The organism is Aliiruegeria haliotis, from assembly GCF_003003255.1.
Classification (GTDB): domain Bacteria; phylum Pseudomonadota; class Alphaproteobacteria; order Rhodobacterales; family Rhodobacteraceae; genus Tropicimonas; species Tropicimonas haliotis.
In genome coordinates this window covers 268,839-291,433 of record NZ_PVTD01000004.1, presented here as the reverse complement: position 1 = coordinate 291,433, position 22,595 = coordinate 268,839, and the positions used below count along the sequence as shown (strand labels likewise).

Genomic DNA, 22,595 nt, shown 5'->3' with positions numbered 1-22,595 from the left:
CGCGGCCCTGTTGCATCGGTCAGCAAAGCCAATTTGTCGCGACATTGCAAGCGGCCCGGCCCGATTGCGCCCATTGAAGCCGCATCTGCCCACAATTTGAGCGCCGATCCGGGGCTTCGCGTGAGTAGCCGATCCGGAGGCAGAATACCCTGCACAGAGAGGGCCTTGGGACTTTTCCACAGAAAGGTGCCCGGCGCCCGGTTTTCCTGCTTCGTTCCGGCGTTTAGGGTCGGGGAATGAGCAGCGCCCCACGATTCATCCATCTTCGCCTTCACACGGAATACTCGCTCCTCGAAGGGGCGATCCGCACCAAGAAGCTGCCCGGCCTGTGCCGCGACATGGGCATGCCGGCGGTTGCGGTGACAGACACCAACAACATGTTCGCCGCGCTGGAGTTTTCGGTGACGGCGGCCGGCGCGGGGATCCAGCCGATCATGGGGTGCCAGGTCGATCTGGAATACGAGCCGGTGATTCCCGGGCAACGGCAGGTGCCGCCGGCGCCGATCGTGCTGCTGGCACAGGACGAAGCGGGCTACGAGAACCTGCTCAAGCTGAACTCCTGCCTGTACCTTCGCGGAGATCACCAGTTGCCGCACGTGACGGCGGACGAGTTGGAGCAATACTCCGAAGGTGTGATCTGCCTGTCAGGTGGGCCGGATGGGGCGCTTGGGCGGATGGTGCGGGCCGGGCAGGAGCCGAAGGCGCTCGACCTTCTGAAACGCCTGGCTGCTGCCTATCCGAACCGCTTTTATGTCGAGTTGCAACGGCATCCCGGCGAGGACGGCCTGCCAGATGCCGAAACGCGGACCGAGAAGTTCTTCGTCGAAACGGCCTACGCGCTCGATCTGCCGCTGGTTGCGACCAACGACGTCTACTTTCCGAAGCCGAAATTCTACGAGGCCCATGACGCCCTGATCTGCATCGCCGAAGGCGCCTATGTGGATCAGCAGCAGGAGCGTCGGCGGCTGACCCCACAGCACTACCTGAAGACGCCGGACGAGATGGCGGCGCTTTTTGCCGACCTGCCGGAGGCGATCGAGAACACGGTGGAGATCGCGCAGCGCTGTTGGGTGGTCTCCGAGCGGCGCGATCCAATCCTGCCCACCTTCGCTGAGGACGAGGTGGAGGAACTCCGCCGGCAGGCCCATGAGGGGCTTGAAAAGCGGCTGGCCGTGATCCCGCATGCCGCGAGCGTTGAGGAATACAACGACCGGCTGGAGTTTGAACTCGGCATCATCGAGTCCATGGGGTTCCCCGGGTATTTCCTCATCGTTGCGGACTTCATCAAGTGGGCGAAGGAACATGACATCCCGGTCGGTCCGGGCCGGGGTTCCGGTGCGGGCTCCCTCGTGGCCTATGCGCTGACGATTACCAACCTCGACCCGCTGCGGTATTCGCTTCTGTTCGAGCGGTTCCTGAATCCCGAACGGGTGTCGATGCCCGACTTCGACATCGACTTCTGCATGGATCGCCGGGAGGAGGTGATCCACTACGTGCAGGAGAAATACGGTCACGACAAGGTCGGCCAGATCATCACGTTTGGCGCGCTGCTGTCCAAGGCCGCGGTTCGGGATATCGGACGTGTCCTGCAGATGCCGTTTGGCCAGGTGGACCGCCTCTCCAAGATGATCCCGGTGGAAGGCGTGAAGCCGGTTTCCATCGAGAAGGCGCTGGCCACCGAGGAACGCCTGCGCGAGGAAGCCAGGAACGAGGAGGTCGTGGACCGGTTGCTGACCTATGGCCAGCAAGTCGAGGGGTTGCTCAGGAATGCCTCGACCCATGCGGCGGGTGTCGTGATCGGGGACCGGCCGCTCGATGAGCTCGTGCCGCTCTATCAGGATCCGCGGTCAGACATGCCCGCGACCCAGTTCAACATGAAATGGGTCGAACAGGCGGGATTGGTGAAGTTCGACTTTCTCGGGCTGAAGACACTGACGGTTATCCAGAATGCGCTGGATCTGCTGAAACAGCGCGGGGTGGAGATCGACATCGACCATATCCCGCTCGACGACAAGCCGACCTACGACCTCTATGCCGCAGCCAAGACCGTTGCGGTGTTCCAGGTGGAAAGCTCGGGCATGATGGACGCGCTCCGGCGGATGAAGCCCACCTGCATCGAGGATATCGTGGCGTTGGTGGCGCTCTACCGACCCGGCCCGATGGAGAACATCCCGACCTATTGCGAGGTCAAGAACGGGGTAAAGGAGCGGGAATCCGTTCATCCGCTGATCGACCACATCCTGGAAGAGACACAGGGTATCATCGTCTACCAGGAACAGGTGATGCAGATCGCGCAGGTCATGGCGGGCTACAGCCTCGGCGGCGCTGACCTGCTGCGCCGCGCCATGGGCAAGAAGATCAAGGAGGCGATGGACGCCGAACGCCCGAAATTCGAAAAGGGCGCAGGTGAGAACGGCGTCGACAAAAAGAAGGCTAGCGAAGTCTTCGATCTGCTGGAGAAATTCGCCAACTACGGCTTCAACAAGTCCCACGCGGCGGCCTATGCGGTCGTGTCCTACCAGACGGCCTACCTGAAGGCGAACTACCCGGTCGAGTTCATGGCCGGCATCATGAACTGCGATATCCACCTGACAGACAAGCTCTCCGTCTATGCGGAGGAGGTCCGCCGCGGGCTGGAGATCGAGATCGTGCCGCCCTGCATCAATCGCTCAATCGAGACGTTCTCTGTGAAGGAAGGGAAGATCGTCTACGCCCTGGCCGCGCTGAAGAATGTGGGCCACGAAGCGATGCACCTGATCGTGGAGGGGCGAGGTGACAAGGCCTTCGTGACGCTTTTTGATCTCGCGCGCCGTGTGGATCTCAAGCATGTCGGGAAACGACCGCTGGAAATGCTGGCGCGAGCCGGTGCTTTCGACGTTCTGGATCGTAACCGCCAGCGGGTTCTGAAATCGCTTGATGCGCTCGTCGCCTATTCCGCGGCCATCCATGAGCAGCGAAACTCCAACCAGGTCTCGCTCTTTGGCGAAGCCGGGGAGGACCTGCCGGAGCCGAAGCTGGCCCAGGTTGTCGACTGGCTTCCCGCGGAGCGGTTGGGCGAGGAACATGTGGCCATCGGTTTCTACCTCTCCGGGCACCCGCTGGACGACTATATGGGCGTATTGAAGCGCAAGGGTATTCAGACGCTGGCGCAGGTCGAGGAACTGGTCAAATCCGGCGCGGCGGTCGTGAAGATGGCCGGGACCGTCGCTGCAAAGCAGGAGCGGAAATCGGCGCGCGGCAACCGGTTTGCCTTCGTCCAACTCTCGGACCCGTCCGGCCTGTACGAGGTGACGGTCTTCTCGGAAACGTTGGAGAAATCGCGCGAGCATCTCGAGGCGGGCCAGAACGTCGTGATCACGGCAGAGGCGACATACGAAGCCGAACAGTTGAAGCTGTTGTGCAAAGGCGCGCGGCCGATCGACCAGGAAGCCAGTTCAGGCGCAGGTGGGGGCGGCGGATTGCGGTTGTTCATCAACGACAGCAACGCGGTGTCGACCGTCCGCTCGATCCTGTCGCGGACGGTCGAGGCGGGACAAGTGCGCATGAAAGGGCCGATCCTGTTGACACTGATGGACCCGGCACTTCCGGGGGAAGTGGACCTGGAGATCGGCGCGGACCTTCCGGTGAGCCCGCAAGTGCGAGGCGCGCTAAAGGCGGTTCAGGGCGTGCTCGACGTCGAAGAGCTTTATTCGCGCTAGGCGAGGGAGTTGGCGGAAAATTGCCGGGTGTAGGGGGGCGACGACGTCGCACTTGCCTGATGATCTGACGGTCGCTATCCGACTTGCCATTCCATTCACGAGGTTTCCCCATGCCCTTTTCCGCTGCCCTTGCGCGGGTCTGTGCTCTGTCGTGCCTTGTTTTCCTCGCTCCAATCCCCGGAGCGGCGGAACAGAAAGGTATTGGAAAGCTGTTCCGGGCCTCCACCAAGGCCCCGACGGTTGTCGAACAGGGGCCAGTTGCCAAGGCGTGCGGCGTCCGCGGAAAATCGCTTGGCAAGGTGGTCGAGAAGGGCCCGGGCAAGTGGAAGCTCTACGACACGGCGCCCGGCAGCACGGGCGTGAGGGATTTCTACCTGAGCGGTTTCGGCGACGGGTGCCCGCGCAAGCTGCGCGGTGCCGTGGCGATGTTCGGGTCGGTGGAACTCTACGAGATGGTCCACTACGGCCCCGTCGGCCTGAAACCCACCGGAGCCGCAACGGACCTGGCATATGCGCGGATGCGGGCCAGCACGTGCGGCAGCGCAAAGAAGGCCTGCAAGCGCAGCGGTGTGAAGAAGATGTCGCGGAAGGCAGTCTTCGTCGATGTGTACCAGAGCGCTGGCAACTCCCGGCGCCTGGAACTGCTGATGAGCGGCGGCCGGCTGAAGGCTGTGTCCGAGAAATAGCTACTCAGCCCGTCAGGCCAAGGTCGGCAGCGGTGAGGACGTAAGCCTTGCCGAAGCCTCCGTTGAGGAACGCGCGTTCCACCTCCAGCCGCACGAACCCGAAATCCCCGAAGTCGATGTATAGCTTTGCCTTGGGATGGTGCGCCAGCCACCTTTCCCGCAACGGCTCGTGTCCCGGGTCCTCGCGCGAGATGAAACGCGCTTTGCATTGCACGGTCAGGCGCGGGTGGGTGAGCGGGTCGCCCTTCGACGCGGGCTCGCCGACCAACACGGAGCAGGCGGCATTCGCGCGGAGCGCGGTGGTATGTTGCGACAGCGAGGAAACCAGCGTGACCGGCGCACCGTCGAAGTCCGTGCCGATGGCCACACGGGTCACCATCGGGCTGCCGGTTTCTGGATCCAGCACACCGAGCGCTGCGAAGCCGGCTCCGCGCAACAGTTCCTTCGCAAGGGAACGCGCCTCTGCATCGGTGGGTCGGATCGGATCGATTTTCTTTTCGCTCATGGTGTCTTGCGCCGGGTTGGAATGCATCGCAGGTTAGCGCCGGGAGAGACGAGGACAAGGGAGGACGCGCATGGCGATCGTCAGGCCGCTGGACGAGGAAGAGATCGAACCGGGGCTTCGGGAGGAGGTTCAGTTCTTCAAGGGACCGCTTGGCGTGGTGCCCAACTCCGTCCGAACGATGTCGCACCGGCCGGACCTCGCACGGGCTTTCACCAATCTCAACATCGCGGTGATGACGAGCCACGGGGCCGTTACTCCGGAGTTCAAGCGGCTGCTTGGCTATGTGTCCAGCTTTGCCTCGGGCTGCCGCTATTGCCAGGCGCACATGATCCTCGCATCCGAACGCTTCGGGGCGAGCGCGGAACGTCTGGACGATGTCTGGAACTTCGCCGACAGCCCCCATTTCAGCCCGGCCGAGAAGGCCGCGCTAGCCTTTGCCCATGGCGCCAGCCAGGTGCCCAACGCGGTCACGCCCGAGATCGAGGCGGACTTGCAAGCACATTGGGAGGAGGGCGATATCGTGGAAATCATGGGCGTAGTCGCGCTCTTCGGGTATCTCAACCGCTGGAATGATTCCATGGGTTCCGCGCTGGAGGATCTGCCGGTTCAGACCGCCGAAAGGCTGTTGGTCGAGAACACCGGGTGGGAGATCGGGAAGCACACTTCCTGAACCTCCCCTGACCTGAATCAAGGAAAGCGGCGTCGAACCGCGCTAACCTGACGCCAACCAAGGAGAAATTGCACGATGTACAGCAACATTCTTGTCCCCGTTTCCTTCGAGGCGGACCGCAATGCACGCGAATCCATGGAGATTGCACAGGCAATCCGTGCAGAGGGTGGGAAGATCACGCTTCTGCATGTGATGGAGCACCTTCCGCAATATGCCACGGAGTATCTGCCCGCCGATCACCTCGACAAGGCACGGGACGATATCACCGGTGGGTTGGCCGCGTTGGCCGAAGGCGTCGGGAATGCCGAAGTGGTCGTCGTGGAAGGCCATTCCGCGCGGACCATCCTCGACTATGCCGACGAGGTGAAAGCCGATTGCATCATTATCGCGTCGCACCGCCCCGGCATGCAGGACTTCTTCCTCGGGTCGACCGCGGCGCGCGTTGTGCGCCACGCCCGTTGCGCGGTGCATGTCGTCCGCTGAGGCGCTCACCGGATCCTGTTTCCAATCCCTGCCGCGGCGGATATGGTCCGCCGCGGTGGGCGTTTGGACCCTCCGGAACGGACGGAGGCCAGTATGCGAGGCAGCGAAAGCGAGCTCAGGGACCTGATCGAGGCGGGCAAGACCGTTCAGGGTGAGCCGATCTCGAAACTTGGGTATTTCTGTGCGCCGTTCCGTCCCGCGGACGGCCCCTTCGCCGACAGGGTCATCAAGGTCTATCGCTCGAACGCATCCGACGCCCAGCTTGACCGGCTGGCGGAGGCCCATGGCGACTATGTTCAGGTGTTGCAGGATTGCGGTGTCGCGCTTCCCGAGACCGAGTTCCACTTCGTCGAGTCGCGGGGAGAAAAGGTGCCGGTCATCGTCCAGCAGGCGTTGCCAGAGGCGGGCCTCATGCGGCCCCAGATGATCGCGGCCTCCCTCGACGAGGCGGTGCCACTGATGGAGGCGGCGGGCGACGTGATCGCCACATTCTGGCTCTCGGTGAAGGATCATCCCCAACGCGTCGGGTTCCATCCGTCGATCCGCAACCTTGCGGTGATCGACGGCAAGGGGGTCTTCTTTGACACCTTTCCGCCGCTGATCGGCTATTCTCGCGAGGAACTGGGCGAGTTGCTCATTACCTATTCCGGCAACCGGGCCATTCGGATGATCGGGCCGTTGCTTCGCCGGCGTGTGACCGGGATCCAGGACGAGTGGTATTCGCCGGCCGAAACCCTGATCGGGCTGGTCGGGAGTGCCTGCCGGCTACGGCCCGACGATGCGGAGGCGTTCCTGTCCTGGGGGCGAGACTTTGCGGGACGCCGAATGGGCGAATACGCGGAAGAGAGTATCGCGGGAATGCAGGCGCCGCCGCAACTGCCGGGCTACTGGACGGCATTCCGGAAACTGCTGCGATTGCAGGGAGAACCCAACATCTGAGGTGCGAAATCCCTTTCTCGTCCGGCCTGCCGTGCTAGGCTTCGGGTGAAGACAGGGAGTGAGCCATGCTGACGATTTCCAAAGCCGAGACCTGCCAGACCGTTATCACCACATTCGAGATGACGCCCGGCACCTGCCAGGACCTGATGGAGGAGCTGGTCGATGCCTATGAAAACTTCATTTCCCGGCAACCCGGCTTCGTCGGTGCCGGGTTGCATGTGAACGACGCGCAGACGCGAATTGCCAACTACTCACAATGGAAACGGCGCGAGGATTTTCAGGCCATGCTTCGCAGCCCGGAAATGCGCGAACGCACCCGCCGGTTCAACGCGTTGTGCCGCAGCTTCGAGCCGGTAATGTATGACGTTGTGGAAGCCTACGGATAAAACAGGTCGCCGCGCCACGGGCTCTTCAGGCAGAGGGCCATGGTCGCAACGCGTAGTAGATGTATGCCGGAACCTCGCGCAGACGCCCGAGCCAGAGCGTGCGGCGCGAGACGCCCGAGTTGGTAGGCGATGAGGACGAAGCCCTGAGCCCGAAACGACGCGCGGTGAGCCGCGCGCGGGGGGCGTGGTAGTCGTTGGTCACGATGACAGCGGTGTCGATGTCCAGCGTGGCGAGAATACGGGCGGCATTCCGGATATTCTCAAGCGTTGTCGTGGATTGATCTTCCAGGATGATTGCCTGCGGTGGGACGCCAGCGTCCGCGCAGATCTCCATGATCAGCCTGGCCTCGCTGGGAGGGTGCTCGCCGAGACCGCCGCAAGCAAGGATCACCTCGACGTCGCCGGCGCGGAAAATGCCAGCCGCATGCTCGGCGCGACGGCGAAGTGCCGGAGAGGGGCGACCGCCGGGCCAAACCTTGGCACCGAGAACAAGTGCTGCCCGACACACGGGGGCAGCGGATGGGTCTGCTGTCACTGTTGCTCCCGTTCGTTTGCTGCTGTCTGGACCGTGCCTGCGTCTCCCGCCGCCCGGCCAGTGCAGTGTAGCATTTCAGCAGTGCGCCGCCACGCCCGACGCAGGGACAAGAGCAAGCTTCGGTGCTCACAATCAGTGCCACCGGCTTCGCTGATCAGAAATCGAGCCAACCACCGAGCTTGAGGCCGGCGCTGTTGTCGTTCTGCACCCCGGCGAGTAGCCCTGCCTCAACGCTGAAGCGATTGCCGAGCCGTCGCACTAGGGAAGGTGCGAGGCGGGCATATCCCGGATTGTCGTCGATTGCGCCGAGCTGGAGTTGAAGGATCCACGTGTTCCGATCGGTTCGGTTCAGTCCCAGCGTCGCGTCGGCCTTGTAGTAAAACACGGCGTCCTCCGACACATGTCCGACTTTCGCATCCACTTCCGCCCAGCCGTTGCCGAACCGGCTCTCGTAGCCTCGCCCCCATGCGAGGCCGGCGCGTATGACCTGTTGCCCGGTGCCCGGCCCGTCCCGGATGGTTCCGACCCCGATTTCCGTGCTGTAGCGATTGGGTCCGGAAGCCGGGGCGAGCGCGGCGCGAAGAAACAGGATTGTGGACCCCGTCGTTGCCGCCGGGCGGTGATACCCATCCAATCCAAAGGTGAGCCTGTCCGAGAGCCCATATTCGAAATAGGTCCCGATTTCTTCGGTGCTTTCCAGTGGTGTGGTAGTGCTTTGGCCGGTCAGAGCGGCGATGTAGCCCGCGTATTCGCCCCAACTCGACCAGGTAAGTGAACCAAAGAACTTGCCTTTCCCCCGTGGCCAAGCGCCACCTGCCTCCGCCGGTAGCGCAACTCCCAGAAGAACCAGGCACAGAATGAACCGGAGCAGGACCATGCTCCCGATTTCGTGCAACTTGATTAACGTGACCTTAATTCTGCCAGTCCCGCCATGGCTGTCGGCGATGTGGCGGCGCGCTGTCGGCCGGAGACAGTGCTGCTATCCCGGCAGCTGGGTTGGCGAATGGCCGGTATTGGGCATTCCCGGTCGTTGCAATGCCCCACGCGCAAGCACGAAAGCGGCGAGGAGGGTCGTGGTCAGCATTCCGCTGCCGACATAGATCCCGAGGAGCAGAAACACGCCCATGCCTTGCAAGGCGCACACAGCAGTGGTCGTCAAAGCGACCATGATGGAGAGAAGAAGAATTCCCATTGGACTGCCTCCCGGGCCTGCAAATACACCGCGAATCCCGACAGGGGACGCCTTGGGGCGGTGTCGTCTTCGCCCTGAGAAATCTTCCACGCCTCGGTTTTCGAGACGTTAACAGGCGGTTGCCAAATGTCTCGAATTTGAGAGAACGCCTGACCGCCTATCTACCGCGTTTACGGCGTTTCACCCCGCCCCGCTGACCGGGGCGACCGGCTGTGGACCGCCCCTCGCGCGTCTGCGCGTCTTCGACCGCCTGTTCAACGACCGATTGCCGCGCGAGCGGATCGTCGGCAATGGCAAGGTCGACAGCTTCCAGTCGCTTGATCTCGTCCCGCATCCGGGCGGCCTCCTCGAATTCGAGGTTCTCAGCCGCCTTGCGCATCTGCTCCCGCAGTCCGTCGAGATGCGCCTCGAGGTTGGCACCGTGCATCGGCGCATCGACTTTCGCTGTGACCCGCGCCATGTCGACATCGCCCTGGTACAACCCTTGCAGGATGTCCTCGACGTTTTTCTTCACTGTCTCGGGGGTGATGCCGTGTTCCTCGTTGTAGGCGATCTGCTTGGCGCGTCGGCGTTCGGTCTCTTTCAGTGCCCGTTCCATCGAGCCGGTGACCCGGTCCGCATACATGATCACCCGCCCGTCCGCGTTCCGTGCCGCGCGGCCAATGGTCTGGATGAGAGAGGTCTCCGAGCGCAGGAAACCCTCCTTGTCGGCATCAAGAATGGCAACGAGACCGCATTCGGGGATGTCGAGCCCTTCGCGCAGCAGGTTGATCCCGACAAGGACGTCGAAGGCGCCCAGCCGCAGGTCGCGCAGGATCTCGATCCGCTCGATCGTGTCGATGTCGGAATGCATGTAGCGTACGCGGATGCCCTGCTCGTGCAGGTATTCCGTCAGGTCCTCGGCCATCCGCTTTGTCAGCGTGGTCACAAGTGTTCGATACCCGGCCGCCGACACCCGGCGGATCTCATCCAGAACGTCGTCGACCTGGGTTTCGACCGGGCGAATCTCCACCTCCGGATCGAGAAGCCCCGTGGGGCGGATCACCTGTTCGGTAAAGACACCGCCCGTCTGATCCAGTTCCCAGGCGGCCGGCGTGGCGGACACGAAGACCGATTGAGGGCGCATGGCGTCCCATTCCTCGAACTTGAGCGGGCGGTTGTCCATGCAGGACGGCAGCCGGAACCCGTGTTCGGCCAGCGTGAACTTTCGCCGGTAGTCGCCCCGGTACATGCCGCCGATCTGCGGCACGCTCACGTGCGATTCATCCGCGAAGACGATCGCATGATCGGGGATGAACTCGAACAGGGTGGGGGGCGGTTCGCCGGGTGCCCGACCGGTGAGGTAGCGGGAATAGTTCTCGATCCCGTTGCAGACCCCCGTGGCCTCCAGCATCTCCAGATCGAAGTTCGTGCGTTGCTCCAGCCGCTGCGCTTCCAGCAGCTTGCCCTCGTCCACGAGCTGGTTCAGACGCTGCTTCAACTCCTTCTTGATGCCGTCGATGGCCTGTTTCATCGTCGGTTTGGGCGTCACGTAGTGCGAGTTCGCGTAGACCCTGATGCGTTCAAACGTGTCCGTCTTCTCGCCGGTCAGCGGGTCGAACTCTGTCAACGCTTCGAGTTCTTCGCCGAAAAAGCTCAGACGCCAGGCGCGATCCTCAAGGTGCGCTGGCCAGATCTCAAGGACGTCACCGCGGACACGGAACGAGCCGCGCTGGAAGCCCTGATCGTTGCGGCGATACTGCTGCGCCACGAGGTCTGCCATGACCTTGCGCTGGTCGTATTCCTTGCCGACATGCAGGTCCTGCGTCATCGCTCCGTAGGTCTCTACCGAACCGATACCATAGATGCAGGACACGGACGCGACGATGATCACGTCGTCGCGTTCAAGCAGGGCGCGGGTCGCCGAGTGGCGCATCCGGTCGATCTGCTCGTTGATCTGGGACTCCTTCTCGATATAGGTGTCCGAGCGGGCGACGTAGGCTTCGGGTTGGTAATAGTCGTAGTAGCTGACGAAGTACTCGACCGCGTTCTCCGGGAAGAACTTCTTGAACTCTCCGTAGAGCTGAGCCGCGAGCGTCTTGTTGGGTGCAAGAATGATCGCCGGTCGCTGGGTTTCTTCGATCACCTTGGCCATGGTGAAGGTCTTGCCGGTTCCGGTCGCGCCGAGAAGGACCTGGTTTCGCTCACCCTCCCCGACCTGCTCGACGATTTCGCGGATCGCGGTCGGTTGGTCGCCCGCGGGTTCGAACTCCGCGTGCATCACGAATGCCTTGCCGCCTTCGAGCTTCTCCCGCTCCTCCACCCTTGGTGCGGGGCTGTGCAGGACGGGTGTGGACGTGTCGGAATGGGCGTAGGGCATCGGCGACTCACTCTCACTGCGGGCGGGCATCGGTCTGCTTTTGTTCTTGTCCCATCCCGGCGCGACGACCGCAAGGCGGGTTGGTCTCGAACGTAAGCGGTTAACGGGTCAACAGTTTTTCTCATTTCGGCGTATTTGTGCCGATCTGTGGATAATGGTTTTGGCGATTCGGGTGACTTGACCCTACGGTAGTTATACGCAGCAGACCGGTTGCCAGCCGACACGCCCCTCATTACCCCCGCTCCCTCAGTCCGGCTGGCAACCGTTTCCGACGGGCCGGGACAGATTGGCCTCTTGCAGAGACAAGCATGCTTGGCGATAACCAGCGGTGTCAGACGAGGGGAGACCGCTCATGCGTGCGCGTATCTATCAGCCAGCCAAGAATGCCATGCAGTCAGGCACCGGACGGACGAAGGTCTGGTTGCTGGAAATGGTTCCCGCACAGGCGCGCGAGGTCGATCCGCTGATGGGGTGGACCGGCAGCAGCGACACAAGCAGCCAGGTCCGGCTCCGCTTCGACAGCAAGGAGGCGGCGGTCGACTATGCCCGCGACCACGGGATCGATTTCATCGTCGTGGAGCCGAAGAAGCGTAAACCTGTCATCCGACAGAATGGCTATGGCGAGAACTTCGCCACGAACCGGCGCGGCACCTGGACACACTGACCGCTAGGCAAGATCGGCATCCCCTGGTGCGTTCTGGTTGGAGGTGGTACCGCCCGGCGAGGACAGGTTCAAAAGAACGAGTTCGATCATGCGCTCGATCTGAGGCACCGGGACGCCCGACAGCCGCCGGTCCAGTCCCAGTTGAACAATGCCGTGAACCGACGAGAAAAGGGCGCGGGCGAGCAACTGGATGTCCTCTTCCGGAAGGTCGGAATAGATCTCTCGCAATGGCGCGCTGACCAACGCAAAGAGGTCGTTCATCTCCTTCAGGTACCAGTCCGGAACGTTGTCCTCGGACCCGACCGGCAGCTCGAAGAGACAGCGCCATGAGGTCTCGTGCTCGGTGGCGAAGGACAGGTAGGCGCGGGACATGATGACGAGCATTTCCTGCGCGGTGGCGTTTTTCTCGGACGCCAGCGCCGCGTTGATGGTTTCGCCGAGGCACGCGAAGGTGCGACTGTTTACGGCGAAGACCACGCCTGTCAGATCGTCAAAGACGTTGTAGATCGCCCCGACGGAGCATCCGGCATCCGTTGCCAGCTTTCGCGCCTTGAGCGATGACAATCCGGCCCTGGAAATCTGCTCCTCGGCAATATCGGTCAGAGCAGTGCGGAGCGCGTCGCGGCGGGCGTCGGTGGAACTGTTCATAGAATACCTCGTGAACTTCGTTCAACCCTAGGCTGTGTCCGCTTTGAAGGCAATTGCGATCTCTTTGGGGTCCGCGAGGGACGAATCAGGAGCCATTGGAGTGTTTCGCGCGCCGCCGCCAGCGGCGTTGGCCGCAAGTGGGCAGGGGCCCGAAGCACCGCCTCGGCACGACAATCCCGGTTGCACCCGTCAGGACTTCCGAGTAAGTGGATCTCCACACCACGCTTGCGTGGGCCCCTGTGCATCCAGCCGGATGCCCCGAGCATGGGCCTCGCGAGCCATGGACTCCGGCTTCAAACGGTGGTGTCGGAGCCAGATGAGGCGAGTTGGCGGAGTGGTGACGCAGCGGATTGCAAATCCGTGTACACCGGTTCGATTCCGGTACTCGCCTCCACTCCATTCCGGTTCATGGCGACAACGGTCGAGCGCTCGTCGATGCATTTCGTGGCTTGTCCAGCCGATGGAGCGCTTCGGAGGCGGCGAACATCGCGAGGATGGAGAAGTATCCATCCACGGCGTAGTGGTAGCCCGAAAAGACAGACAGGAACTGGATCGCGGCGAGGTAGACGATTCCGACCGGCGCCAACCACGGAAAACGCTCGCACAGGTAGAGCATGGTTACGCATGCTGTGGCCACGTGAACGCTTGGGAAGGCGGAGATCCCTGAGCCAAGAATCTGTTCTCCATCCACGTAGAAGCGCCACAGGCTGTCCTGCACGATCTCGAACAAGGGGCTGGTGAAGATGCCGTTGTCGATGGCGGTGGTCAGGTCGGCGAACCGGTCGCCGCCGAGAAGTCGGTCATAGAACACCGGCCCTACGGAAAGCCCTCCAAGGGCAAAGACATTGCCAACAACGATCCAGGCGAAGGCCCAAAGCAGCAGGAACCTCCGCACTCGGGCTTCGTCGCGGTCCAGCAATGCCAGAATTGCCGGCATGAAGAGCGTCAGGGAGGTCCAAACAGGGAAGTACAGCGGCTCGATCCAACGCATCGGCAAGCTGGCCGCCCAGTCATGCGTCAGTCGCCACGGATCGACGCCGCCATGCAGCCAGGAATCGAAGTCGGCCAGGGCGGGGTCTGCGTAGAACGGCACGATGTCCGGCATCAGGACCTTCAACAAGCCAAACGCCGTCATGAACATGACGGTTCCGACAAGGGCAAGACCCAGCCGCGCGAACCGGGCGTGCAGCCGCCGCGACCGGCCCCCAAACACACTGGCGGCTACCGTGACGCCGAGCAGAATCAGGATCACCTTCCAGGAACTTGCGAAATCGCTTGCGGTGTCGATTCCACCCACAGCGATGGAGACCACCGCGTCGCCCCGAACCAGTTCGACCATGACCATGGCGAACACGAGGTAGAGTAGGGACAAACGGAAAAATGCACGCATAGGCTTGGTGATTGCTGGTGATCTGTCTGTTGCTGAAACCATCAGATTGGAGAATGACGACGAAAATAGGGCCAAATCTGGAGCCGGCGCGGCCTTTCCGAGGATATGGGACCTGTCTGCCGATGGCCACAGCGCCCATCGGCGGATACATTGGATATCGGGCATATGTATCATGTATGTCGCGTGCGCGGGGCGGGGGGCCGGGTTGCTCCGACTATCGGTGAATGGGCATCCGCCGCGAACACTCGCTGGACCGGGATCGAGTGGTTGACTGCCAAGGTCCAACAGGTAGACCCATTCTCAGTCCATTGTTCGGAGAATTTGGAACCTGATGAAAACTGCACTCATTACCGGCGTGACCGGACAGGATGGCGCGTATCTTTCGGAGTTGCTGCTGGGCAAGGGCTACAATGTGCACGGCGTGAAACGACGGGCATCGTCCTTTAACTCGGCACGGATCGACCACCTGTATCAGGATCCACACGAACAGGATGTGAAATTCCACCTGCACTACGGTGATATGACGGACTCCACGAACCTGATCCGGTTGGTCCAGGAAGTGCAGCCCGACGAGATCTACAACCTGGCCGCACAATCGCATGTCCAGGTCTCGTTCGAGACACCGGAGTACACGGCCAATGCCGATGGTATCGGCACGCTGCGGATGCTCGAAGCCATTCGGATCCTGGGGTTGGAAAAAACGTGCCGTTTCTACCAGGCCTCCACGTCTGAACTCTATGGTCTCGTGCAGGCTGTACCGCAGCGGGAGGACACGCCGTTCTACCCGAGGTCTCCCTACGCGGCGGCCAAGCTCTACGCCTACTGGATCACGGTGAACTATCGCGAAGCCTATGGCATGCATGCTTCCAACGGGATCCTGTTCAATCACGAGAGCCCGCTCCGTGGGGAGACCTTCGTCACGCGCAAGATCACAAGGGCGGCGGCTGCGATTTCGCTTGGGCTGCAAGAGCGTCTCTACCTCGGCAACCTCGACGCCAAGCGGGATTGGGGTCATGCGCGCGACTACGTCGAAGGCATGTGGCGGATTGTTCAACAAGACACGGCGGATGATTTTGTTCTCGCCACCGGTCAGACCCAGACCGTGCGTAGCTTCGTAGAGGCCGCCATGCAGGCGGTGGGTATAACGATCGAGTGGACCGGCAGCGGGATCGATGAAAAGGGGCTCCGGGCTGGCAGCAACGAGGTGCTCGTCGAGGTCGATCCGCGGTACTTCCGCCCGACGGAAGTGGACCTCCTGATCGGCGATCCGACGAAAGCGAGGGAAAAGCTTGGCTGGAGCGCCACGACATCGCTGGAGCAGATGGTCGCCGAGATGGTGGAGAGCGACCTTGCTGTCGTTCAAAAGGAACAGGAGCGAAAGGACCGGCATGGCTGACGCGGGCTCGCCTGGGTGGCCGGTTGCGAGCGCACCGCGTCGGTGTGCGGCGATGCCCCTCGCAAGCGCGGTTGGCCGCGCGGTCGCGGATTGACGCGCGCTGCCACTGTCCGAACGTGTCCGCTTGGCCAATGTCGCTGCACTCGGTAAGACATGTCACGCATTCGGCGACATGCGCATTCGGGCAACCCCAGCGGAGGCAAGATGACCAGGATTTACGTTGCAGGCCATCGTGGCATGGTCGGAGGCGGGATCATGCGCAAGCTTGAAGCCCGGCAGGCGGCTGGTGAGCCGTTGGAGATCTTGACCCGCACGAGCGCCGAACTGGATCTGACCGAGCAAGGCGCCGTTCGGGAGTTCATGCAATGCGCGCGCCCCGATGTGGTGATCCTCGCAGCCGCTCGGGTCGGCGGCATTGTCGCCAACAACAGCTATCCTGCGCAGTTCATCTATGAAAACACGATGATGGAATGCAACGTGATTCACCAGGCCTACGAGGCCGGGGTCATGCGGCTTTTGCAATTGGGCTCGTCCTGCATCTACCCCAGGGAGGCAGAGCAGCCGATGCGCGAGGATGCACTGCTGACCGGCCCGCTTGAGCCGACCAACGAGCCCTATGCAATAGCGAAGATCGCCGGGATCAAGCTCTGCGAGAGCTACAACCGCCAGTACGGCACCGACTATCGCTCGGTGATGCCGACGAACCTCTACGGCCCGGGTGACAACTACCACCCGGAGAACTCACATGTTCTGCCGGCACTGATCCTGCGGTTCCACGAAGCGGCCGCGCGCAACGCCAGCGAGGTCGTGATCTGGGGTTCTGGCAAGCCGATGCGGGAGTTCCTTCACGTGGACGATATGGCCGCGGCTTCGCTCTTCGTGCTGGATCTTGATAAGGCGACCTACGGGCGCGAGACCGAACCGATGCTGAGCCACATCAACGTGGGCTCCGGTACCGATGTGACGATCCGTGAGCTGGCGGAGACCGTGGCAAAGGTCACCGGATTCAAGGGGGATCTGGTGTTCGACGAGACGAAGCCGGACGGCACCCCGCGCAAGCTCATGGATGTAAGCCGTCTGGCCCGTCTTGGCTGGACCGCGTCGGTCGCGCTGGAAGACGGTATCGCACAGACCTATGCGTGGTTTCTGGCGCAGGATCGAAGCCGGTTGCGGGCGAAGTAACAGGAACTGCCTGCGCCTTTCAGCGTTGGCGCTTCAGTCGACGCTGGAACTCTTGATGATACTGGTCGCTTTGCCATTGGGTTCGGCGGGGATAGCAGCAATGGGCGGCCAAGTGACGAGCGATTTTGTCCCTCCGGGCACTTGTACAGAGCGCGTCTCTATCCGTGTGCGCCCATGAAACCGCCCGTCAGCGCGACCGTCGCAATCGGTGAGTGTCGTTTTGCCAGGGACGATCAGTGGGAATGTAGCGCGTGACGGGGGGCGCCCGATCCGCTCGCCACCGGTGATCCTTGCAACCCGTTCAACGCTGGTGGAAACCGCATTCGTTTCACAGCACCACGCTCATACCGCCATCGACATAGATGATCTGCCCGGTGACGTAGTTGGAGGCGTCCGAGGCGAGATAGATCGCTGTTCCGACCAACTCGTCCGGCTGTCCCCAGCGCCCCATGGGCGTGCGGCCCTTCACCCAGGCATCGAAATCCTCGTCCTCGATCAGCGGGGTGTTCATTTCCGTGGCCATGTAACCCGGACCGATCGCATTGGCCTGGATCCCGAGCGCGCCCCATTCGGCGGCCATGTTCCGGGTCAGCATCAGGATCCCGCCCTTGGCCGCCGCATAGGGCGTCACCGTGGCGCGGCCGAGTTTGGAAAGCAGCGAACCGATGTTGATGACCTTGCCAGTGCCGCGTGGTGCCATGCGCCGGGCGGCCTCCCGCGCTGTCACAAAGGCGGCTGTCAGGTTCACGTCGATCACGCGCTGCCAATCGGCGGTATCCAGCTCCAGCATTGGTTTACGGAACTGGATTCCGGCGTTGTTGACCAGGATGTCGACCGCCACGCCCTGCGCATCGAGAGCCTCGAACGCCGCTATGACGGCGGCTTCATCGGCGACGTCGAAGGGAATGCCGATCACGTCGTGCCCCGCAGATTTCATCTCTTGCACCGCAGTGGCGAGCCGCCCCTCGTTCGCGCCGTTCAGGACGATACGCGCACCGCAGGCTGCCATGCCTTCTGCCATCGCGCGACCAAGGCCGCGAGAGGATCCGGTTATCAATGCGGTCTTGCCGCTGAGATCGAACAGTTTCGGGCTCATGGTGCTACCTCGGTTCTGGGAAACTGGTTGTTGGTGTCAGATTGATCGATGTCGCAGGACAGGTGCCGTGTTCCACCACCGCCCGCCGTCGTGATCGCGGCACCCGGTGCCCGACCCGGGTGCTGATCTGTTCGAATACACGCTCGGGACCGGGAACAATGCAAGAGATCGGCCAGTGTCTTGCAGGGCCGGGGTTTCGGGCGTCTGTCGTGGTCGGCATCTTGTGCTGGCGCCACGTGGGCTGAAACCAGCGGTTCTCGAATTTGGCATGGCGTCACCCTCCCTGCCTGCACTACCGGCCCCGTGGACCAAATGGCTCCCGGTCCACGCGCGGAGGGTCGGATCTGATTTGTGTCGGCATAAACTCGAGATAGGACAATCATTTGAAAGATGGAACACCGAAGGCGACCGTAGGTCTGATCGGTACCTCAAAGCCTGTCCGGGAAACCGGAGAGATCGACGAGCGGGAAGCACCCGCGCAGCGACCCATGGTGCCGCTGGTGCAGGTGTTCGTCCCTTTGCAGGGGGCTATGGTTCTGCCGGTCCATGCTCGCCCGATCCACAGCGGTCCACTACAGCATTCGGTATGCGCATCAGGTGCCTTGGCATGCCTCTGGCCACCAGAAACGACGAGGCATCGGTTGGCGCCGATTGCTATCCATGTGGAAAAACACACAGGGCAATCGGGCCCACCCGGCCCGTCCCGAGACCTCGTCCGCAACGCTCCCGAGCGTGGGCTTGCAGCAGACCGCTTGCACCGGTGACCCGCCTCAGCCGCGAATGGCCTGCGCCTGAAGCTGCTCGTGAACTTCGGAGGCACGGGCGCGCAGCCCAGGCGAATAGGAGTCGCGGTCGGCACGCGGAGCGATGGGGCGGAAATGGTGCGCGAGGTTCGCTTCACCGGGTTCCAGCCCAATCCGAAGGCAGATTGCCACGATATCTCGGGCGGCATGTCGACTGAGGTGATCGCTGTCGACGATATCCAGCCGGTCTACCTTTTGCAGAACGTCGGAATAGGCGGCGATCCAGTAGTGCAACCAGTAGTCCGGCTGCGAAGGGTCGAGCGAGTCTGGCGCAAACCCATCGAATGCAAACGGACGGTGAAGGTGGCCGAACTCGTAGTGCCCGATATCGGACATGTAGCGCTCCACGAACGGGTCGTCGTCCTGCTGGCGCAGGAAGTTCTCGTGCTGGCGCTGAAGAGAGGCGGCGTGTTCGAGCGGGTCGCGCACCGGGACCACGATCCGCGAGTCGGGGAACATGTCCGGCAGCAGGGCGAGGCGCCCGATGTTGCCGTTGTTCTTGGAGACGTATCGGCCGGCCCCCTCGGTGCGCAGAGCGACGATCTTGCGAAAGTGTTCGCGAAAGAACGCCTCGGCGTCTTCGTTTCCGTCCTCGGATTGCCAGAGCGCAATCCGCTCGGGGTTGTATTTCTCTGGCCAGAACATCTTCCAGAGCACTTCCTCGAAGGCTTCGGGGCTGTCGAACCCCACGTATATCCCGTCGCCATGGGCGCGCTGTCGCGTCTCCGACGATAGGCGGAAGGGGCGTGAGACGTGGTCCCAAAGCAATGGCGCGGTGACGAAGGGCATGTCCCGATAGCGATGCGTTGCGACCTGCGGCAGGTCGTGCAGCGCATTGAGCAAAACGGTTGTTCCGGCCCTGGGGAGGCCGGCGATGAAGATCGGGGCCCGGTCTTCGACGGCTTCGATCCGGCCCGGGAAGGCCCGTCGATCCCAATCCGCCAGTCGTTGCTGGAAGCCCGTGCCGGAGAAAGCGAAGCGATGCAGGGCCTGGTCCGCGCGGGAATAGGTGGCGTTTGCCCTGTCGCCCCTGCGTTTCATGATGGCAACCGCCGGGATGGCGGCGAGTGTGACGCCAACGATGAAACGCCAGTCGAACATGACGGCGAGCACTTCGGCCGCCGTTGCCACCCCGGTGAGATGTGCGAGTGTCAGGGGTATTGCCGCGATCAGGACGCAGACGGCGGTCCACCACAGGGTGAGGACGAGCTTGCCCAGCAACCCAAGCCCGGCCTTTCGGATCCGGACCTCCTTCTCGGCATCGTCCAATGTGGAATCGAACATGGCGCCGATCCCGGTGTTGGCCTGCTCCATGCCGGTCGCGATGTGTCGGGCCACGTCGAGCCGCCGGAAGGCAATCACGACGACGACCACGGACAGGAGCGCGGCGGCGAGGGCGGCGAACGGCATTATTCCGTGCTGTCGTTGCCGGTGGGTTTCCTGTTCCGGTTCAGGAGCCGCTTGACCGGGTACCAGACGAAGCCCACGACAAGCAGGATGACGACCGCTACAAGCGCGAACATGGTCGCGATTGCACCTATCCCCGCACCGGGGCCGATATAGGCCTGCGCGGGCGATGCGAGGGCGAGTGCCGGAAGGAGAGCGAGGGCGAGGGTGCGCATGATGTCCTCTCTGGTCAGTTCTGTTGGCAGGAGCGGGCGCGTTCAGCGAAGAAGGCCGTGTCCATTTCGGGTGGCAGCAACATGCTGCCAGAGATCAGGCCGACGCGCCCGTCTCCGATGTTGTTCTGGTAGCGCCAGAGCAACGTACCGTCGGCGCCGTACTCGGCAATCCGGCCCTCGCGCGAGGAGGTGACGAGGATGTTGCCATCGCGCGTGTGCTGATGATCGCCCATGATATCAGTGAAAAACCCGTTCTCTCCGGCGCCATCCAGTACCACCTGGTGCGCACCCGTCGCAGCGTCCAGAACGACGACCCGGCTGGCAAGGGAACCGGGCCCGGTTGAGGGCTTCAGGTTCCTGTTGTCGAAGACCGAGATCAGGTTTCCGCCAATGAAGTCGGGATCATGTTGCCGCAGCAGGTGACCGGTGTGGTGGTATTTGAGCCTGTGGGTATCGGGGTCGATGACCAGAACGCTATTGATGTTCCGCAGAGAAAACAGGATGTCGCCCGGCTCGAAGACGTCGGATTGCAATGTGGACGGAAAGACCTCGATGTCGTTGAGGTGCAGCGTGTCGCCGGAGGCGCTCACGGACGTGTTCTCAAGGGAGGAGGCGAAGAGCAGGCCGAGCAGGTCGTTGTCTTCCAGGATCCTGATGACCGGCACGGAGGACAGGATGTCCCCGTCGAGCGACACCTGCTGAATGGTCCAGGACGCCACCGGGGCGTGATGGTTCCGGAAGCCCGACGGGTTCTGGTCCGTGCTTTCTTCGGCAGAGACCCACAGCACATCGTCCTCCGCCAGGTGCACGGAATGGTGACCGAGATTGGCTAGCTTCCACTGAACCTCGCCGCAGAGGTCGATCCGGAACGTGGAGAGGTGTTCGAAGTTGACCACGATGTCACCGTCCGGGAGGATGTCGAACCCGTGCAGGGTCGCGCCGGGCTGCTGTTTCGGGCGCTTGCTGCGCGGGAAAGCGGAATCGTCGGGCCAGATCTCGAACCAGTCGGGTTTGATCTCGTGTACGACGGCACCAGTGCGGTCAATGACCCGCAGGAAGTTCAGACGATCGCCCCCGACCCCCGACAGCAATATCAGCCGGTCGTCGATCCGTTCAGGATGCGGGACCATGATCTGTTCGCCCGCTATCTCGAACTGGGTATCGCGCTTGAACACGGAGTCCAGCGTGGATTTGACCATCTGCCGCGCCTGCTTGAGTTGCGGGATCGGAAAGATGTTGTTGTTCATCGACAACGCGCCGATGAGATAGGTTGTCGCGAGGATCGAAACCACAAACAGGATCTGCGGAAGGGCTTTGAACAGCGATCGCATTGTGGACTACCGGGCCTCGGATTGATGCGCCTTTTGCGGCGGCACTTTGGAATGGCTTGGCATGATCGCGAGGGGCTGGCAATGCCCTTGTCCGGAGGCGATGGGCTTGGCCGGTGGGTGCGCCCTGACTGCCGCAATCCGGAATGTCAGGACGTGCCGGTCGCGTGCTGAAGCCTTTGCCGGGCCACGGCCTCGTTGCGTTCGGCCCGTCGCATGTCCAGCATGGATTGCTCCACATAGTCCAGATGAGCTTCAACGGCCGCGCGTGAAGCGTCGGGATCGCGGGCAATGATGGTGTCGTGGATCGCCTTGTGCTGCGCCAGCAAGGCGCTGCGTGTCGTGCGTTGGCGGAACATGGCCTTGCGGTTGTAGAAGACACCTTCGCGCAGGAGGTGATACATGGCGCGCATCATGTGAAGCATTACGAGGTTGTGGCCGGCCTCGATGATGGCCATGTGAAAATCGGCGTCGAGCCGCGCCTCCTCGGTGCCGGAGCGGCTGGAATGCGCGGCCTCCATCTTGTGGAAGATCTCGGATATCACCGCGAGGTCGGTGTCCGACCCCAGGCGCGCGGCACGTTCGGCGGCCAGCGCCTCCATATCGCGGCGGAAGGCGATGTAGTCGAAGACGGCTTCGTCATAGGCGGAGAAGAGGCGGATCATCGGATCGGAGAATGCCGGCCCCAGAAGCGCGGCTACGAAGATGCCCGCCCCGGCACGTCGCTGTAGCAGACCGCGGTCTTCCAGCTCGCTGATGGCTTCGCGCAACGAAGGGCGGGAGACGCCCAACCGCTCCGCAAGGTCCCGCTCCGCCGGCAACCGTTCGCCGGGGCGAAGGACGCCGCGCAGGATCAGCAATTCGATCTGACGGACCACCGCGTGGCTGAGTTTCTCGGAATCGATCGGGGTGAATGGCATGGCAACGCTCGCAATTGGTCAAGCGATTTGACCATTTTCGAGGGAGGGCGGCAAGGCCATGGGCAAATGGAGCTGGAGGCACCACAGAGGCGC

At 62.5% G+C, this 22,595-nt stretch carries 21 protein-coding genes and 1 tRNA gene; 10 read left to right on the top strand and 12 right to left on the bottom strand.

Translation table 11 applies throughout. The features are described from left to right. Positions 1-236: 236 nt before the first annotated feature. Both dnaE and CLV78_RS12700 read left to right on the top strand, forming a co-directional pair. The gene (gene dnaE / locus CLV78_RS12705; protein ID WP_106205187.1) at positions 237-3,698 is read left to right on the top strand and encodes a DNA polymerase III subunit alpha; all 3,462 of its coding nucleotides are present in this window, start codon (positions 237-239) and stop codon (positions 3,696-3,698) included. A 110-nt stretch (positions 3,699-3,808) separates the two neighbouring features. Then, positions 3,809-4,384, top strand: a complete 576-nt coding sequence (locus tag CLV78_RS12700) for a hypothetical protein (RefSeq protein ID WP_106205186.1) — start codon at positions 3,809-3,811, stop codon at positions 4,382-4,384. Positions 4,385-4,388: 4 nt separating this feature from the next. Here CLV78_RS12700 and CLV78_RS12695 read toward each other — a convergent pair whose 3' ends face one another. Beyond that, a complete protein-coding gene (locus CLV78_RS12695; protein ID WP_106205266.1) occupies positions 4,389-4,889 on the bottom strand; it encodes a HugZ family pyridoxamine 5'-phosphate oxidase in 501 nt (166 codons plus the stop codon). 70 nt (positions 4,890-4,959) lie between these two features. On the opposite strand from CLV78_RS12695, the gene CLV78_RS12690 reads away from it, so the two are divergent. The 4 genes from CLV78_RS12690 to CLV78_RS12675 all read left to right on the top strand — a co-directional run bounded on the left by CLV78_RS12690 (position 4,960) and on the right by CLV78_RS12675 (position 7,367). Continuing rightward, positions 4,960-5,559, top strand: a complete 600-nt coding sequence (locus CLV78_RS12690) for a carboxymuconolactone decarboxylase family protein (RefSeq protein WP_106205185.1) — start codon at positions 4,960-4,962, stop codon at positions 5,557-5,559. 75 nt (positions 5,560-5,634) lie between these two features. Next, positions 5,635-6,042: a universal stress protein gene (locus CLV78_RS12685; RefSeq protein WP_106205184.1), complete on the top strand. Its 408-nt coding sequence runs from the start codon at positions 5,635-5,637 to the stop codon at positions 6,040-6,042. A 93-nt stretch (positions 6,043-6,135) separates the two neighbouring features. Further along, positions 6,136-6,981, top strand: a complete 846-nt coding sequence (locus CLV78_RS12680; RefSeq protein ID WP_106205183.1) for a DUF6206 family protein — start codon at positions 6,136-6,138, stop codon at positions 6,979-6,981. A gap of 65 nt (positions 6,982-7,046) precedes the next feature. Further along, on the top strand, positions 7,047-7,367 hold the full coding sequence (locus tag CLV78_RS12675) for an antibiotic biosynthesis monooxygenase family protein (protein ID WP_106205182.1): 321 nt from the start codon (positions 7,047-7,049) through the stop codon (positions 7,365-7,367). A 25-nt stretch (positions 7,368-7,392) separates the two neighbouring features. Here CLV78_RS12675 and CLV78_RS12670 read toward each other — a convergent pair whose 3' ends face one another. From CLV78_RS12670 to uvrB, 4 genes are all read right to left on the bottom strand, one after another. After that, positions 7,393-7,902, bottom strand: coding sequence for a YdcF family protein (locus CLV78_RS12670; RefSeq protein WP_245925029.1), 510 nt, complete (start codon positions 7,900-7,902; stop codon positions 7,393-7,395). 154 nt (positions 7,903-8,056) lie between these two features. Further along, positions 8,057-8,779: a hypothetical protein gene (locus CLV78_RS12665; protein ID WP_106205180.1), complete on the bottom strand. Its 723-nt coding sequence runs from the start codon at positions 8,777-8,779 to the stop codon at positions 8,057-8,059. A gap of 102 nt (positions 8,780-8,881) precedes the next feature. After that, positions 8,882-9,094 (bottom strand): hypothetical protein, encoded by a 213-nt coding sequence (locus CLV78_RS12660; protein WP_106205179.1) that lies wholly within the window; start codon positions 9,092-9,094, stop codon positions 8,882-8,884. A gap of 157 nt (positions 9,095-9,251) precedes the next feature. After that, positions 9,252-11,453, bottom strand: coding sequence for an excinuclease ABC subunit UvrB (gene uvrB / locus CLV78_RS12655; RefSeq protein WP_106205178.1), 2,202 nt, complete (start codon positions 11,451-11,453; stop codon positions 9,252-9,254). Between the two features lie 352 nt (positions 11,454-11,805). On the opposite strand from uvrB, the gene CLV78_RS12650 reads away from it, so the two are divergent. Then, positions 11,806-12,117, top strand: a complete 312-nt coding sequence (locus CLV78_RS12650) for an ETC complex I subunit (RefSeq protein ID WP_106205177.1) — start codon at positions 11,806-11,808, stop codon at positions 12,115-12,117. Between the two features lie 3 nt (positions 12,118-12,120). Here the strand turns inward: CLV78_RS12650 and CLV78_RS12645 are convergent, their stop codons facing one another. Next, positions 12,121-12,765, bottom strand: coding sequence for a TetR/AcrR family transcriptional regulator (locus CLV78_RS12645; RefSeq protein WP_106205176.1), 645 nt, complete (start codon positions 12,763-12,765; stop codon positions 12,121-12,123). A gap of 320 nt (positions 12,766-13,085) precedes the next feature. On the opposite strand from CLV78_RS12645, the gene CLV78_RS12640 reads away from it, so the two are divergent. Continuing rightward, positions 13,086-13,159: transfer RNA gene (locus CLV78_RS12640), tRNA-Cys, on the top strand. Between the two features lie 12 nt (positions 13,160-13,171). Here CLV78_RS12640 and CLV78_RS12635 read toward each other — a convergent pair. Continuing rightward, the gene (locus CLV78_RS12635) at positions 13,172-14,155 is read right to left on the bottom strand and encodes a phosphatase PAP2 family protein (protein ID WP_158263516.1); all 984 of its coding nucleotides are present in this window, start codon (positions 14,153-14,155) and stop codon (positions 13,172-13,174) included. Positions 14,156-14,486: 331 nt separating this feature from the next. Between CLV78_RS12635 and gmd the strand changes: the two genes are divergently transcribed. Then, positions 14,487-15,551, top strand: coding sequence for a GDP-mannose 4,6-dehydratase (gene gmd / locus CLV78_RS12630; protein ID WP_106205174.1), 1,065 nt, complete (start codon positions 14,487-14,489; stop codon positions 15,549-15,551). 204 nt (positions 15,552-15,755) lie between these two features. Continuing rightward, positions 15,756-16,733, top strand: coding sequence for a GDP-L-fucose synthase (gene fcl / locus CLV78_RS12625; protein ID WP_106205173.1), 978 nt, complete (start codon positions 15,756-15,758; stop codon positions 16,731-16,733). A 328-nt stretch (positions 16,734-17,061) separates the two neighbouring features. Here the strand turns inward: fcl and CLV78_RS12620 are convergent, their stop codons facing one another. From CLV78_RS12620 to CLV78_RS12600, 5 genes are all read right to left on the bottom strand, one after another. After that, a complete protein-coding gene (locus CLV78_RS12620; protein ID WP_106205172.1) occupies positions 17,062-17,829 on the bottom strand; it encodes an SDR family oxidoreductase in 768 nt (255 codons plus the stop codon). 770 nt (positions 17,830-18,599) lie between these two features. Further along, the gene (locus CLV78_RS12615; protein WP_106205171.1) at positions 18,600-20,042 is read right to left on the bottom strand and encodes a sulfotransferase; all 1,443 of its coding nucleotides are present in this window, start codon (positions 20,040-20,042) and stop codon (positions 18,600-18,602) included. Then, positions 20,042-20,254, bottom strand: coding sequence for a hypothetical protein (locus CLV78_RS12610; protein WP_106205170.1), 213 nt, complete (start codon positions 20,252-20,254; stop codon positions 20,042-20,044). Before CLV78_RS12610 ends, CLV78_RS12615 begins: the two co-directional genes overlap by 1 nt. A gap of 14 nt (positions 20,255-20,268) precedes the next feature. Beyond that, the gene (locus CLV78_RS12605) at positions 20,269-21,585 is read right to left on the bottom strand and encodes an arylsulfotransferase family protein (protein ID WP_106205169.1); all 1,317 of its coding nucleotides are present in this window, start codon (positions 21,583-21,585) and stop codon (positions 20,269-20,271) included. 146 nt (positions 21,586-21,731) lie between these two features. Next, entirely contained in the window at positions 21,732-22,502 is a 771-nt protein-coding gene (locus CLV78_RS12600) for an FCD domain-containing protein (protein ID WP_106205168.1), read from the bottom strand. Between the last annotated feature and the right edge of the window lie 93 nt (positions 22,503-22,595).

What these genes read in the sequence shown, in the direction of transcription:
- dnaE (WP_106205187.1), top strand. Translation starts at nt 237, where the DNA reads ATGAGCAGCGCCCCACGATTCATCCATCTTCGCCTTCACACGGAATAC.
- CLV78_RS12700 (WP_106205186.1), top strand. Translation starts at nt 3,809, where the DNA reads ATGCCCTTTTCCGCTGCCCTTGCGCGGGTCTGTGCTCTGTCGTGCCTT.
- CLV78_RS12695 (WP_106205266.1), bottom strand. Translation starts at nt 4,889, where the DNA reads ATGAGCGAAAAGAAAATCGATCCGATCCGACCCACCGATGCAGAGGCG.
- CLV78_RS12690 (WP_106205185.1), top strand. Translation starts at nt 4,960, where the DNA reads ATGGCGATCGTCAGGCCGCTGGACGAGGAAGAGATCGAACCGGGGCTT.
- CLV78_RS12685 (WP_106205184.1), top strand. Translation starts at nt 5,635, where the DNA reads ATGTACAGCAACATTCTTGTCCCCGTTTCCTTCGAGGCGGACCGCAAT.
- CLV78_RS12680 (WP_106205183.1), top strand. Translation starts at nt 6,136, where the DNA reads ATGCGAGGCAGCGAAAGCGAGCTCAGGGACCTGATCGAGGCGGGCAAG.
- CLV78_RS12675 (WP_106205182.1), top strand. Translation starts at nt 7,047, where the DNA reads ATGCTGACGATTTCCAAAGCCGAGACCTGCCAGACCGTTATCACCACA.
- CLV78_RS12665 (WP_106205180.1), bottom strand. Translation starts at nt 8,779, where the DNA reads ATGGTCCTGCTCCGGTTCATTCTGTGCCTGGTTCTTCTGGGAGTTGCG.
- CLV78_RS12660 (WP_106205179.1), bottom strand. Translation starts at nt 9,094, where the DNA reads ATGGGAATTCTTCTTCTCTCCATCATGGTCGCTTTGACGACCACTGCT.
- uvrB (WP_106205178.1), bottom strand. Translation starts at nt 11,453, where the DNA reads ATGCCCTACGCCCATTCCGACACGTCCACACCCGTCCTGCACAGCCCC.
- CLV78_RS12650 (WP_106205177.1), top strand. Translation starts at nt 11,806, where the DNA reads ATGCGTGCGCGTATCTATCAGCCAGCCAAGAATGCCATGCAGTCAGGC.
- CLV78_RS12645 (WP_106205176.1), bottom strand. Translation starts at nt 12,765, where the DNA reads ATGAACAGTTCCACCGACGCCCGCCGCGACGCGCTCCGCACTGCTCTG.
- CLV78_RS12635 (WP_158263516.1), bottom strand. Translation starts at nt 14,155, where the DNA reads ATGCGTGCATTTTTCCGTTTGTCCCTACTCTACCTCGTGTTCGCCATG.
- gmd (WP_106205174.1), top strand. Translation starts at nt 14,487, where the DNA reads ATGAAAACTGCACTCATTACCGGCGTGACCGGACAGGATGGCGCGTAT.
- fcl (WP_106205173.1), top strand. Translation starts at nt 15,756, where the DNA reads ATGACCAGGATTTACGTTGCAGGCCATCGTGGCATGGTCGGAGGCGGG.
- CLV78_RS12620 (WP_106205172.1), bottom strand. Translation starts at nt 17,829, where the DNA reads ATGAGCCCGAAACTGTTCGATCTCAGCGGCAAGACCGCATTGATAACC.
- CLV78_RS12615 (WP_106205171.1), bottom strand. Translation starts at nt 20,042, where the DNA reads ATGCCGTTCGCCGCCCTCGCCGCCGCGCTCCTGTCCGTGGTCGTCGTC.
- CLV78_RS12610 (WP_106205170.1), bottom strand. Translation starts at nt 20,254, where the DNA reads ATGCGCACCCTCGCCCTCGCTCTCCTTCCGGCACTCGCCCTCGCATCG.
- CLV78_RS12605 (WP_106205169.1), bottom strand. Translation starts at nt 21,585, where the DNA reads ATGCGATCGCTGTTCAAAGCCCTTCCGCAGATCCTGTTTGTGGTTTCG.
- CLV78_RS12600 (WP_106205168.1), bottom strand. Translation starts at nt 22,502, where the DNA reads ATGCCATTCACCCCGATCGATTCCGAGAAACTCAGCCACGCGGTGGTC.